Here is a 12,443-nt window from a genome sequence, read left to right as displayed (position 1 = left end):
CTGCCCCACGTGCGCATCAAGTCTGTCGTTACCGCTGTCCTGCCCGGTCTCCTGATTGCCGGGGGTGCCGTCGCCGTGTTCAGCTCGGCAGGCGCGCAGATCGCAACCCCGCCTGCGGTCGCCCCGCCGGCGCAGAACGACGCCGTTCCGCCCGTGCCGATCACCGGCCCCGGCGGCGCACCGCGCAGCTTCGCCGACCTGACCGCGCGCCTGACGCCCGCCGTCGTCAACGTCTCGACGACCCAGAAGGTCGAGGTCGGCCGCCTGCGCAACTTCGGCCAGGGCGGTCAGTCGAACCCGCTCGAGGAGTTCTTCCGCCGCTTCCAGGAGCAGCAGGGTGAGCAGGGCGAGCCGGTGACGCGCGAGGCGACGTCGCTGGGCAGCGGCTTCATCGTCGATCCGTCGGGCTATATCGTCACCAACAATCACGTCATCTCGGGCGGCGACCCGCGTTCGGGCGGGGCCGATTCGAAGGTATCGGTCGACACCATCACCGTGACGCTCAGCGACCGTCGCGAGTATAAGGCGCGCGTCGTCGGCCGCGACCCGCTGTCGGACATGGCGCTGCTCAAGATCGAGGCGACCAACCTGCCGTACGTCAAGTTCGGCAACTCGCAGGGCGTCCGCGTCGGCGACTGGGCGATCGCGATCGGAAACCCGTTCGGCCTCGGCGGCACGGTGACCGCGGGCATCGTCTCGGCGCTGCACCGGAACATCGGGTCGGGCCAGTACGACCGCTACATCCAGACCGACGCGTCGATCAACCAGGGCAACTCGGGCGGTCCGCTGTTCGATCTCGACGGCAACGTCATCGGCATCAACACCGCGATCTTCTCGCCGACCGGCGGCAACGTCGGGCTCGGCTTCGCCATCCCCGCCGAGCTGGCGCGTCCGGTGGTCGAGCAGCTGCGCGGCGGCGGCCTCGTCAAGCGCGGCTATCTGGGCGTCAGCATCCAGCCGGTGTCGTCGGACATCGCGGCCGGCCTCGGCCTGCCCAAGGACCGCGGCGAGATCGTCGCGGCGGTCGTCGACGGCGGCCCGGCAGCGCGTGCCGGCGTCCGCCAGGGCGACGTCATCACCAAGGTTGCCGGTCAGGAAGTGACCTTCGACAACACGCTGAGCTTCATCGTCGCGAACCAGCGCATCGGCTCGACCATCCCGATCGAACTGATCCGCGGCGGCAAGCGCCTGACCGTGCAGGCCAATGTCGCGGCGCGTCCGTCGGAAGCGATCGTCCAGGGCACGCCCGCCGTCCCTGACGAGAGCAGCGCACCCGCGACTCCTGCGTCGGAAGCAACGCGCGCCAGCCTTGGCATCAGCCTGCTGCCGCTAACCGCCGAGGTGCGGACCCAGCTCAAGCTGCCCGCGACCGTGCAGGGCGTGGTGATCGCGCAGATCAACCCGTCGAGCGACGCGGCCGCCAAGGGGCTGCAGCGCGGCGACGTGATCCTGCAGATCAACCAGGTGCCGACGCCGACCACCGCTGCTGCTGCTGCAGCCGTCGATGCGGCGCGCAAGTCGGGCAAGGAGACGGTGCTGATGCTCGTGCAGCGCGGCGCCATTGCAGCGCGCTACATCGGTATCGCGCTGATGCCCGTCAAGAAATAGTGGCGGACGGGCTCGCAGGGCTCATTCGGACGATCCCCGGCTATCCCAAGCCGGGGATCCAGTTTCGCGACATCACGACGCTGCTGCTCGATCCCGCCGGGCTGTCCGGGTCGATCGACCAACTTTCGGCCGCACTCGCCGACCTGAAGCCCGACCTGATCGCCGGGATCGAGGCGCGCGGCTTCATCTTCGGCACCGGCGTCGCGCAGGCGCTGGGGTGCGGGCTGTTGCTGATTCGCAAGAAGAACAAGCTGCCCGGCGCGGTGCTGGGCGTGAACTATGCGCTCGAATACGGGCAGGACCGCATCGAGATGCACGCCGACGCCTGCCCGCCGGGGGCGCGCGTGGTGATCGTCGACGACCTGATCGCGACCGGCGGCACGGCGATTGCGACGGCGCAATTGCTGCGCCAGGCGGGGGCTGAAGTCGCCGGGGCAGGGTTCGTCATCGACCTGCCCGACCTCGGCGGGGCCGCGCGGTTGCGCGCCGGCGGGGTGCGCGTGCAGACGCTGCTCGAGTTTGCAGGGGACTGAAATTTTAATCATTTCGTCACTTGCGTAACAAGACGTTTCCGATATCTTGCCGCGCAGAATGTCCGGGCCGGGATTATTCGAAAACGAAGGCTAGCCCTTCAATTCGCGTAACAGGCAGGGGATTTTGCATAATGCTTAAAGTCGGATTGGTTGCAGCGCTGGGCGCTGCGCTGTTGAGTTCTGCGGCGTTCGCCGCACCGCTCGCGGACGGTTTCGGCGGGCCGGAAGGGTACGGCGCGCTGTCGCAGTCGCCGAATGATGACGGATCGTCGAACGAGCTCAATCTGCCGTTCACGCTCAACTTCTTCGGGCAGAATTACTCGACCTTCTACGTCAACAACAACGGCAACATCAGCTTCGGCAACCCGCTCGGCACCTTCACGCCGTCGCCGTTCCCGGCATCGATCCAGCCGATCATCGCCCCTTATTGGGCTGACGTCGATACGCGTAACCAGCCCGGCGGCGGCGCGGTCTATGTCGCCTCGCCCAACGCGACGACGACCGTCGTGACGTGGCACGATGTCGGCTTCTACAACGCGAACAACAGCCGGACCAACGACTTCCAGCTGATCCTCAGCGACCGCTCGAACGTCGCCGGGGCTGGCGATTTCGACATCGAGTTCCGCTACAACCGCCTCGAATGGACGACCGGCTCGGCCAGCGGCGGCGACGCCAACGGCCTCGGTGGCGTCCCCGCGCAGGCCGGCTATGATGCAGGCGACGGTGTCAATTTCTTCACCCTGCCGGGGTCGCGCACCAACGACGTGCTCGAACTGCAGAACACCAGCAACGTCAGCCTCGAAACGCCGGGTCTGTGGCGCTTCGCGATCCGCAACGGCGAGATCACGACCGGCGACAGCGCCGACCGGCCGCTGCTGCCGACCGTGGTGACCGAGGACGGCTATGAGTTCGACTTCGGCGTCCAGCTCGGCCAGCGCGTCTTCATCGATCCGTTCGTCGCCGTCGGCTACGACTATGTCGTCAACACCGGCCCCAACATCGCGTCGGTGCTGCTGCCCGATCTGGGCGATGCGGACGGGTACGAGATCTACGGCTTCAACAGCATGACCGGGATGTACGACACACTGCTGACCACGCTGGCGGCCGGGGTCGAATATGTGTTCGGGCCGGGCGGCGTGTCGTCGTTCGCGGTGCGCGATATCGAGGTGACGCCGTTCCTCGATCCCGACAACCCGCTGGCGTTCGTCACCGGGCTGACCTTCGCCGGTGCCGGACAGGTCAACATGACCCAGTCGCCGTTCACCGTGTTCGTCGCGGGCGGGGTACCCGAGCCCGCGACCTGGGCGATGCTGATCGGCGGCTTCGGCATGGTCGGCGCAATGGCGCGCCGCCGCCGCAGCGTGGTCGCATCGTGAGGCTTGCCGGGGCGGCACTGGTGCTGGCGCTCGCCGCACCCGCCGGGGCCGCCCCGGCACCCCCGCCGGCCAAGGGGACCGGCAGCTGGGCGATCCTGTGCGGCAAGGCGCCCGGTGCACCCTGCGTCGCGTCGCAGGCGGTCGCCACCGACCGGACGGGGCGCAAGGTCGTGCTCGGCGCGATCCTCGTGCTCGGCAAGCCCGGCCAGCCCGCGCAGTTTCACCTGCGCGTCGCGCCCGGCATCGACCGCAATGCCGGCTTCGGCATGAAGCTCGAGGACGGGTCGGAGCTGCGCCTGCCCGTCGCGGCGTGCAGCTTCAAGTCGTGCGAGGCGAGCGGCCGGCTGACGCCTGCAATCCGCGCGCGCTTCACCAAGGCGCGCAATGCCCAGGTCGCGTGGCGTCTCGGCACAGGGCAGCAGATGCTGGTGCCGCTCGACCTGCGCGGCTTCGGCGCGGCGCTGGCGGCGCTCGAAGCCCGGCCTCAGACGTTGAAGCGGAAGTTGAGCACGTCACCGTCGACGACGACGTAATCCTTGCCCTCGCTGCGGAACTTGCCCGCGTCGCGTGCCCCCGCCTCGCCCTTGAACGCCACATAGTCATCGTACGCGATCGTCTCGGCGCGGATGAAGCCCTTCTCGAAATCGCTGTGGATCGCACCCGCCGCCTGGGGCGCGCGACTGCCGGCCGGCACCGTCCAGGCGCGCGTCTCCTTGGGGCCGACGGTGAAGAAGGTCAGCAGGCCGAGCAGGTCGTAGCCGGCGCGCACGACGCGGGCGAGGCCGGTCTCGGTCAGCCCCAGCTCGCTCAGGAAGTCGGGCCGGTCGGCGGGGTCCATCATCGCGATCTCGCTCTCGATCGCCGCCGATATGACCACCGAGCGCGCGCCTTCGGCGGCCGCCTTCTTCGCGACCGCCGCCGACAGCGCATTGCCCTCGGCCGCATCGCCCTCGGCGACGTTGCAGACATAGAGGACGGGCTTGCCGGTCAGCAGCTGCGCCGCGTGGAGCGCCTTCGCCTCCTCCTCGTCGCCGGGAACGACCAGCCGCGCGGGCTTCCCCTCACGCAGCAGGTCGAGCGCGCGGCCGAGCACGGCGGCGGCGACCTTCGCCTCCTTGTCGCCCTGCATGCCCTTCTTGGCGAGCGCGGGGACGCGCTTCTCGAGGCTCTCGAGGTCGCTCAGCATCAGCTCGGTATCGACCGTGTCGGCGTCGGACACGGGGTCGATGCGCCCCTCGACATGGGTGACGTCGTCGTCCTCGAAGCAGCGCAGGACGTGGACGATCGCGTCGACCTCGCGGATGTTGCCGAGGAACTGGTTGCCCAGCCCCTCGCCCTTCGACGCGCCGCGCACGAGGCCGGCGATGTCGACGAAGCCGAGCTGCGTCTCGATGATCTTCGCCGACTTGGCGATCCCCGACAGCACGCCCAGCCGCGGATCGGGCACCGGCACGTTCCCGACGTTGGGCTCGATCGTGCAGAACGGATAGTTCGCCGCCGCCGCGGACGCGGTCTCGGTCAGCGCATTGAACAGGGTCGACTTGCCGACATTCGGCAACCCGACGATTCCGCAGCGAAAGCCCATGATAAGTCCTTGTGTGTCCCGCGCGCGGCGGAAGATGTGGCGCGTGCCCTAGCCGGTCGCGGCCTCAGGCGTCCAGCCGCTCCGCCTCGACCATGCTCGCGCTGGCCTGGATGAAGGCGAAGCGGTGTTCGGGGTGGCGGCCCATCAGGCGGTCGACGAGGTCCTTGACCTCCGCCCGGCCGTCGGCGTCGGTGGGGAGGACGACCTTGAGCAGGGTGCGCTTGGCGGGGTCCATCGTCGTGTCGCGCAGCTGTTGCGGCGCCATCTCGCCCAGCCCCTTGAAGCGGCTCGTGTCGATCTGGCCCTTGCCCTTGAAGGTCGTGCGCAGCAGCTCCTCGCGGTGAGCGTCGTCGCGGGCGTAGGCGACGGTCCCCCCCTGCGCCATGCGGTACAGCGGCGGCTGCGCGACGAACAAATGGCCGTCGCGGACGAGGCCCGGCATTTCCTGGAAGAAATAGGTCATCAGCAGCGTCGCGATGTGCGCACCGTCGACGTCGGCGTCGGTCATGATGACGACGCGTTCGTAGCGCAGCGCGGCGGGGTTGTAGCGCTCGCGGGTCCCGCAGCCGAGCGCCTGGCCCAGGTCGGCGATCTCGGTGTTCGCGCCGATCTTGGCGGCGTTGGCGCTGGCGACGTTGAGGATCTTGCCGCGGATGGGCAGCACGGCCTGGGTATTGCGGTCGCGCGCCTGCTTCGCCGAGCCGCCCGCCGAATCGCCCTCGACGATGAACAGCTCGGTGCCAGCGGGGTCGCTCCGCGTGCAGTCGGTCAGCTTGCCCGGCAGGCGCAGGTTGCGCTTGTTGACCGCGGTCTTGCGCTGGTTCGCCATGTCGGCGCGGCGGCGCAGACGATCGTCCATGCGCTCGAGTACGAAGCCGAGCAGCGCGCGGCCGCGGTCCTGCGCGTCGGCGAGCCAATGGTCGAAGCGGTCGCGCAGCGCGCCCTCGACGAGGCGCGCGGCTTCCGGGCTGGTCAGCCGGTCCTTGGTCTGGCTCTGGAACTGCGGCTCGCGGATGAACAGTGACAGCATGATCTCGGCGCCGGTCATCACGTCCTCGGGCGCGAGGTCGGCGGCGCGCTTGGTCTGGCCGGTGAGCCCTGCGAAATTCTTGATGCCCTTCGACAGCGCCGCCCGCAGCCCCGCCTCGTGCGTGCCGCCGTCGGGGGTGGGGATGGTATTCGCGTAATAGCTCGCCGAGCCTTCGCCGTAAAGCGGCCAGGCCACCGCCCATTCGACCGCGCCCGCACCGTCGGGCAGGTCGGCACGGCCCTCGAACAGCACCGGCGTGACGAGCTCGCGGTCGCCGAGCTGCTCGCGCAGATGGTCGGCGAGGCCGCCGGGAAACTGGAAGGTCGCGGTGGCGGGCGTGCCGTCGGTGACGAGGGCAGGGTCGCAGCGCCAGCGGATCTCGACCCCGCGGAACAGATACGCCTTCGACCGCGCCAAGCGGTACAGGCGCGCGGGCTTGAAGCGCGCCTCGTCGCCGAAGATCAGCGGATCGGGCAGGAAGGCGATCGTCGTGCCGCGCCGGTTGGGCACCGCGCCGAGCTTTTCGAGGCCCGTGACGGTGTGGCCGCGCGCGAACGACTGGCGGAACAGCTCGCGGTTGCGCGCCACCTCGACGGTCAGGGTGGAGGACAAAGCGTTGACCACCGAGACGCCGACGCCGTGCAGGCCGCCGCTGGTCGCATAGGCCTTGCCGCTGAACTTGCCGCCCGAATGGAGCATCGTCATGATGACCTCCAGCGCCGACTTGTCGGGAAACTTGGGGTGCGGGTCGACCGGGATGCCGCGGCCGTTGTCGCTGATGCTCAAGCTGCCGTCGGCGGACAGCACGACCTCGATCCGCGTTGCGTGGCCCGCCACCGCCTCGTCCATCGAATTGTCGAGCACTTCGGCGGCGAGGTGGTGCAACGCGCGCTCGTCGACGCCACCGATGTACATGCCGGGGCGGCGGCGAACGGGCTCGAGCCCCTCCAGCACCTCGATATGCGATGCGTCATAGTCGGAAGGGGCGGCGGTTGCCGCGAACAGGTCGCTCATGGCCCGTCTTAGCAGGCCGTGCGGCGCTTCCAAAAAAAATCGCAGGCGTATCGTTTTGTGCATTGCAATGCGCTTTGCTGCAGTGCACAAAGATCAGGCCAATATGGCGATCCTCCCCAAGGATTTTACTCAGGGGCCGTCGGGAAACCGGCGGCCCCTTTTCTTATGCGGCGCTTATGCTGTTGCCGTGAATCCACATCGCGCGGGATTGCGCGACACGCGTAACGAAGCTGTTGTGCGCCGCACCAATCTTGGGCATTTCTACCGCAACAAGACGACCGCGGAACCGCGGTGCCCTGAGCGGGTGCACGAAAACCAGCACTTCACGCCGGCGCAGACGCGCGCCCGGCGGACAGGGAGACGACGCCATGAAATTCTCGACCATCACTGCCGCGCTGGCACTGTGCACCGCCGGTGCGGCATTCGCGCAGGACGCCGCCGCGCCCGCCGAGGCGACTCCGCCGGTCACCTTCACCGGCACTGCGGCGTTCGTCACCGATTACCGCTTCCGCGGCGTGTCGCTGTCGGACCGCGACATCGCCGGCCAGGCGAGCATCACCGCGACGTCGAGCTTCGGCCTGTTCGCCAGCATCTGGGGTTCGACGATCGAGCCCGTCGGCGCCTACATCGACAAGAGCGGCAACTTCAACAACGGTTCGGAGCAGGAGATCGACCTGACGCTCGGCTTCTCGAAGGCGATCGGCAACTTCACCCCGTCGTTCGGCGTCATCGGCTACATCTATCCGGGCGGCAAGAACGTCGCCTACTACGAGCCCTTCGTCTCGGTCGCCGGCACGCTGGGCCCGGTCGGCGTGACCGTCGGCCTCAACTATGCGCCCGACCAGGAAAACACCTTCGAAGACAACACCTATGTCTACGGCCTGGTGACCTTCGGCATCCCGGACTCGCCGATCACGCTGAAGGGCTCGGTCGGCTATGAGGACGGCGCCTTCGACTACGGCTCAGGCGGCAAGTTCGACTATATGGTCGGCGTCGACGCCAAGTATAAGTTCCTGACGCTCGGCGTGCAGTATATCGGCAACGACCTCGACAACTCGTCGTTCGCGCTGCGCCGCAACCGCAAGGATGGTGTCGTGGTGTCGCTGACGGCGGCGTTCTAGTCGCCGGACGCCCGGCCAGAAGGCGAAATTCGCCCTTCGCGAATTTCGACTTCTGGCTGGAGTCTTCCAAGACCGGCCGGCGGGTCGGCCCTTGCCGATCCCGTCCGACGCAGGCGGCGGCTTTGCCGACCGCCCCCCCAAGCTAATCGTTCCGACTACAGCCCAAACCCCCCACATCCCCTAAATCGGCCTCCGCACAACCAGCGGAGCCGACCATGGACCTGACCAGCATTGCCAGCCGCGCCACCGCCGCGGTCAGCGACTTCATCGACCCGCCCGCGATCCCGGACCAGCTCGGCGACCTCGCCGAGAAGGGCGTCGATCACCTCATCAGCAACGGCCTCGCGCCGGTCGCGGCGGGCGTCGTGGCGCGCGGTCTCGACAATCTCGGCTCGCTGGCGGCCGACGCGCGCGACACCGTCGCGGGCTGGGCGGGCACGGTGCGCGATTCGCTCACCTCGCTGCCCAATTCGGCCGCCAACGCGCTCGCCGATTCGATGCGTGGCCCCGATGCGCGGACGCTGACCCCGGGCGAGACGACCGCGCTGCGCAGCGCCTTCGGCAACGATATCGATCTCAGCAACGTGCGCATCGTCGACGGCCCGGGCCGCAATCCCGACGCGTGGCTGGCGTTCAACGTCGGCGGCAACCCGGCGATTACCGAGGGCAACACAGTCTATGTCCGTTCGGACAAATATGTCGGCGATTTCTCGCAGAGCCCCAAGGGCATCAACACGCTCGTCCACGAGTTCGCGCACGTCAACCAGTACCAGGACATGGGATTCGGCAGTTTCTTCGGCAAATACGCGCACGATCTGACGACAACCGGCGACCGCAATGCCGCGTACGACTATGCGTCGCGCAACACGACCTATGCGACCGAGACGATCGAGGGCCAGGCGCAGATGCTGGGAGACTACGCCGGTCACCTGGCGGGCGAGGGCAAGCTGACACCCGAGCGAGCGCAGGTGCTCGAGACGCGCCTGCGCGGTACTGGCTTCTTCGGTCTTTGATGTTAGGCTGCGCCATGCCGCGCATTCGATCGGCCCTCGGCCTGCCTGTCGTCGCTTTGCTTGCGGCGTGTCAGCTCGAGGCGACAGTGCGGGTCGTCGGCGATGGACCGCGGCCGCAGTTCGACGTCACCTACGACCGTGGCAAGACGGCATGCGTGCAGGGAATGAACGTCACCGACCTGACCGGCGGAACGCGGCGCATGGTGTGGGCGATCCGGCAAATCGATGCCAGCAAGGGCGCGCCGTGCGCGGCGAACATTCGCTTCGGCGTGACGCCCGTGAATTACGAGATTGTCGTTGCGCCAGAGCGCCTGCTGCCGGGGCGAAAGTACGAGGTCAACGCATCCGGGATCGGATGGCAGGCGGACGCTCCGGTGGTCGTTCGCTAGACGCGCCGCGCGGGCAGGAAGCGCCGGTTGGCGAGCAGCCCGGCCGAGATCAGCGACACCAGCACGCCGACAGGCAAGATCTCAGAGAACACCATCGGCAGCCGCCACAACGGGTCGGCATATTGCACCTCGAACGCGCGCATGTCGGCGGTGAACCTGGCGAGTGCCGCGCCCGACACGCCCTTCGCCTTTTCCTGGGCGATCAGCGCGTCGGCATAGACCCGCCCGAAGTCGAGCCCTGTGAACGCCGTCGCCGCCTCCCAAGCGGCGACGTAGAAAATCCCCGCAACGACGCTGATCCCGACGCCTAGACCGAGCGCCGGCCAGAAGCGGATGACCCCGCCGCCGTCGACATCGCGGCGGCGCTTGATCGCCACGAAGATCGTGCTGAGCGCGATCAGCATCGTCAGATAGCCGATCGCCATGCCGTACGGCCCGGGCGCCTGGCCCGCCGACGCGACGGTCAAAGCCCCGAGAATCGATCCGACGATCAACCCGGCGATGGTCCCGTAGGTGAGTATCTGGCGCAGCATCTTGCCCTCCGCTGGTTTGCCTGGGGCCATTCAGCGCGCCGCGCCCTTTTCAGGCAATCGTCCGAAAGGATGATTTCGACGAAATCACCCGAAAGAATTCAGGGCACAAGGCCGAGGTCGCGCGCCTTGGCGATGGCATCGGTGCGGCGGCGCGCGTCGAGCTTCTCGAACAGTCGCGCGACATGCGTCTTGACGGTGTTGGGCGAGACGCCGAGCTGCGTCGCGATTTCCTTGTTCGAATGCCCCGCCGCGAGGCTGTGCAAGACGGTCAGCTCGCGCGCGCTGATGCCGAGCGCGGCCTGGGCCTGGGGGTTGCCGTCGTGGGGGAGGGGTTTGGGGTTCAGGAGTTTGGCGCCGAGCCAGATGCCGAGCGCGAGGAAGGCCGCCGCGATGATCAGGATGGTGATGTCGAGCGAGTAGGTGCGCGCGATCCGCTTATAGTCGAGCCATTGCAGCGCGAGGGTGCCGAGGGCGAGGGCTGCGGCGTAGAGGGCGATGCGCATGGCGGGGGGAGTTTAGCGGCAGTGTTCCCGCCTGCGAAGAAATTCAGGAGGGAAGGGCGGTCGGCAAAGCCGCCGCCGTCGGCCGGGTTCGGCGAGCAAGCGCCGCCGACCCGCCGTCCGCGGCGAAGCACGAGTCCGGGCCGAAGACGGAATTTGCGAAGACGCAAATTCCGCTATCGGCCCGGCCGCGCTTTACGCCGAATAGTACATATCGAACTCGACCGGCGCCGGGGTCATCTCCCAGCGCTGCACGTCGTGCATCTTGAGCTCGATGTACGAGGTGATCTGGTCGTCGGTGAACACGCCGCCCTTGGTGAAGACGTGGCGCGAGCGGTCGAGGGCGCCGAGTGCCTCGCGCAGCGATGCGCAGACCGTCGGGACCTTCTTCAGTTCGCGCGGCGGCAGGTCGTAGAGGTTCTTGTCCATCGCCGGGCCGGGGTGGATGCGGTTCTCGATGCCGTCGAGGCCGGCCATCAGCAGCGCGGTGTAGCAGAGGTACGGGTTCGCCATCGCGTCGGGGAAGCGCACCTCGACGCGCTTCGCCTTGGCGCCGGTGCCATAGGGGATGCGGCACGACGCCGAGCGGTTGCGCGCCGAATAGGCGAGCAGCACGGGCGCCTCGAAGCCCGGGACCAGGCGCTTGTAGCTGTTGGTCGACGGGTTGGTGAAGGCGTTGCAGGCCTTGGCGTGCTTGATGATGCCGCCGATGAAGAACAGCGCCATTTCCGACAGGCCGGCATACTGGTCGCCGGCGAACAGCGGCGTCTTGCCGTTCCAGATCGACAGATGGGTGTGCATGCCGCTGCCGTTGTCGTCCTTGATCGGCTTGGGCATGAAGGTCGCGGTCTTGCCATAGGCATGCGCGACCTGGTGGACGACATACTTGTAGACCTGCATGCGGTCGGCAGTCGTCGTCATCGTGCCGAAGGTCAGGCCCAGCTCGTGCTGCGCGGCGGCGACCTCGTGGTGGTGCTTGTCGCAGGGCAGGCCCATCTCGAGCATCGTCGAGACCATCTCGGCGCGCAGGTCGACGGCGCTGTCGACCGGGGCGACGGGGAAATAGCCGCCCTTGATGCGCGGGCGGTGGCCCATGTTGCCTTCGGGATAGCTGGTGCCGCTGTTGGTCGGCAGCTCGATGTCGTCGAGGCTGTAGCTGCCCTTGTTGTAGCCGAGCTCGAACTTGACGTCGTCGAACACGAAGAACTCGGCCTCGGGCCCGATGTAGATGGTGTCGCCGATGCCGGTCGACTTGAGGTACGCCTCACCGCGCTTCGCGGTCGAGCGCGGGTCGCGGCCGTACAGCTGGCCGGTCGACGGCTCGACGATGTCGCAGATCAGGATCAGCATCGGGGTCGCCGAGAACGGGTCGATATAAACCGCGTCGAGGTCCGGCATCAGGATCATGTCGGACTCGTTGATCGCCTTCCAGCCCTCGATCGAGCTGCCGTCGAACATGAAGCCATCGGTCAGCTGGTCCTCGTCGACCACCGACGAGACCATCGTCAGGTGCTGCCACTTGCCCTTGGGGTCGGTGAAGCGGAGGTCGACCCACTCGATCTCCTTTTCCTTGATCATCGCCAGGACGTCGGACGCTTTGTTCGCCATCGGTATTTTCCCTCCGCTTTAACTTAAGTGTCCGTCATGCTGGCGAACGCCAGCACCCACGGTTGCCGTAAACTCAGTCTGTCGTGTTCGCACCGCCATGGGTGCTGGCGTTCGCCAGCATGACGCTGCGAGG

Annotated in this window: 11 protein-coding genes and 2 pseudogenes; 8 read left to right on the top strand and 5 right to left on the bottom strand. The window is 67.7% G+C overall.

Annotated features, from left to right (window positions below; translation table 11 throughout):
• Positions 1-9: 9 nt before the first annotated feature.
• The 5 genes and pseudogenes from FMM06_RS09630 (at position 10) to FMM06_RS09615 (ending at position 4,050) form a co-directional block, all read left to right on the top strand.
• Positions 10-1,608: a Do family serine endopeptidase gene (locus FMM06_RS09630; protein WP_235889261.1), complete on the top strand. Its 1,599-nt coding sequence runs from the start codon at positions 10-12 to the stop codon at positions 1,606-1,608.
• Entirely contained in the window at positions 1,608-2,141 is a 534-nt protein-coding gene (locus FMM06_RS09625) for an adenine phosphoribosyltransferase (protein ID WP_407925196.1), read from the top strand. Before FMM06_RS09630 ends, FMM06_RS09625 begins: the two co-directional genes overlap by 1 nt.
• Positions 2,142-2,272: 131 nt before the next feature.
• A pseudogene (locus tag FMM06_RS17410) lies at positions 2,273-2,962 on the top strand (nidogen-like domain-containing protein); the annotation flags it as partial.
• A gap of 453 nt (positions 2,963-3,415) precedes the next feature.
• Positions 3,416-3,517, top strand: a pseudogene (locus tag FMM06_RS17405) (PEPxxWA-CTERM sorting domain-containing protein); the annotation flags it as partial.
• A complete protein-coding gene (locus FMM06_RS09615) occupies positions 3,514-4,050 on the top strand; it encodes an invasion associated locus B family protein (RefSeq protein ID WP_185965135.1) in 537 nt (178 codons plus the stop codon). The pseudogene FMM06_RS17405 and the gene FMM06_RS09615, both read left to right, overlap by 4 nt.
• Here FMM06_RS09615 and ychF read toward each other — a convergent pair.
• Positions 4,002-5,102: a redox-regulated ATPase YchF gene (ychF, locus tag FMM06_RS09610; protein ID WP_144237197.1), complete on the bottom strand. Its 1,101-nt coding sequence runs from the start codon at positions 5,100-5,102 to the stop codon at positions 4,002-4,004. The genes FMM06_RS09615 and ychF overlap by 49 nt on opposite strands.
• Positions 5,103-5,166: 64 nt before the next feature.
• The gene (gene parE, locus FMM06_RS09605; RefSeq protein ID WP_144237196.1) at positions 5,167-7,146 is read right to left on the bottom strand and encodes a DNA topoisomerase IV subunit B; all 1,980 of its coding nucleotides are present in this window, start codon (positions 7,144-7,146) and stop codon (positions 5,167-5,169) included.
• 368 nt (positions 7,147-7,514) lie between these two features.
• Between parE and FMM06_RS09600 the strand changes: the two genes are divergently transcribed.
• The 3 genes from FMM06_RS09600 (at position 7,515) to FMM06_RS09590 (ending at position 9,669) form a co-directional block, all read left to right on the top strand.
• On the top strand, positions 7,515-8,267 hold the full coding sequence (locus FMM06_RS09600; protein ID WP_144237195.1) for a TorF family putative porin: 753 nt from the start codon (positions 7,515-7,517) through the stop codon (positions 8,265-8,267).
• 215 nt (positions 8,268-8,482) lie between these two features.
• On the top strand, positions 8,483-9,280 hold the full coding sequence (locus tag FMM06_RS09595; RefSeq protein ID WP_144237194.1) for an eCIS core domain-containing protein: 798 nt from the start codon (positions 8,483-8,485) through the stop codon (positions 9,278-9,280).
• An 86-nt stretch (positions 9,281-9,366) separates the two neighbouring features.
• Positions 9,367-9,669, top strand: a complete 303-nt coding sequence (locus tag FMM06_RS09590) for a hypothetical protein (RefSeq protein ID WP_144237193.1) — start codon at positions 9,367-9,369, stop codon at positions 9,667-9,669.
• On the opposite strand, the gene FMM06_RS09585 is transcribed toward FMM06_RS09590, so the two are convergent.
• The 3 genes from FMM06_RS09585 to glnA form a co-directional block, all read right to left on the bottom strand.
• Positions 9,666-10,202, bottom strand: coding sequence for a DUF4199 domain-containing protein (locus FMM06_RS09585; RefSeq protein WP_144237192.1), 537 nt, complete (start codon positions 10,200-10,202; stop codon positions 9,666-9,668). The two genes, FMM06_RS09590 and FMM06_RS09585, sit on opposite strands and share 4 nt — an antisense overlap.
• Positions 10,203-10,300: 98 nt before the next feature.
• The gene (locus FMM06_RS09580; RefSeq protein WP_144237191.1) at positions 10,301-10,705 is read right to left on the bottom strand and encodes a response regulator transcription factor; all 405 of its coding nucleotides are present in this window, start codon (positions 10,703-10,705) and stop codon (positions 10,301-10,303) included.
• Positions 10,706-10,897: 192 nt separating this feature from the next.
• Positions 10,898-12,310 carry a type I glutamate--ammonia ligase gene (glnA, locus tag FMM06_RS09575; RefSeq protein WP_144237190.1) on the bottom strand — a complete coding sequence of 471 codons (1,413 nt, stop codon included), beginning with the start codon at positions 12,308-12,310 and terminating at the stop codon, positions 10,898-10,900.
• Between the last annotated feature and the right edge of the window lie 133 nt (positions 12,311-12,443).

Source organism: Glacieibacterium frigidum, from assembly GCF_007097155.1.
GTDB classification, from domain to species: domain Bacteria; phylum Pseudomonadota; class Alphaproteobacteria; order Sphingomonadales; family Sphingomonadaceae; genus Glacieibacterium; species Glacieibacterium frigidum.
This window is presented reverse-complemented; position numbering and strand designations above follow the sequence as displayed.

Excerpts from the sequence above, each read along its gene's own strand:
- glnA (WP_144237190.1), bottom strand. The coding sequence starts at position 12,310 with ATGGCGAACAAAGCGTCCGACGTCCTGGCGATGATCAAGGAAAAGGAG.
- ychF (WP_144237197.1), bottom strand. The coding sequence starts at position 5,102 with ATGGGCTTTCGCTGCGGAATCGTCGGGTTGCCGAATGTCGGCAAGTCG.
- FMM06_RS09595 (WP_144237194.1), top strand. The coding sequence starts at position 8,483 with ATGGACCTGACCAGCATTGCCAGCCGCGCCACCGCCGCGGTCAGCGAC.
- FMM06_RS09585 (WP_144237192.1), bottom strand. The coding sequence starts at position 10,202 with ATGCTGCGCCAGATACTCACCTACGGGACCATCGCCGGGTTGATCGTC.
- FMM06_RS09600 (WP_144237195.1), top strand. The coding sequence starts at position 7,515 with ATGAAATTCTCGACCATCACTGCCGCGCTGGCACTGTGCACCGCCGGT.
- FMM06_RS09580 (WP_144237191.1), bottom strand. The coding sequence starts at position 10,705 with ATGCGCATCGCCCTCTACGCCGCAGCCCTCGCCCTCGGCACCCTCGCG.
- parE (WP_144237196.1), bottom strand. The coding sequence starts at position 7,146 with ATGAGCGACCTGTTCGCGGCAACCGCCGCCCCTTCCGACTATGACGCA.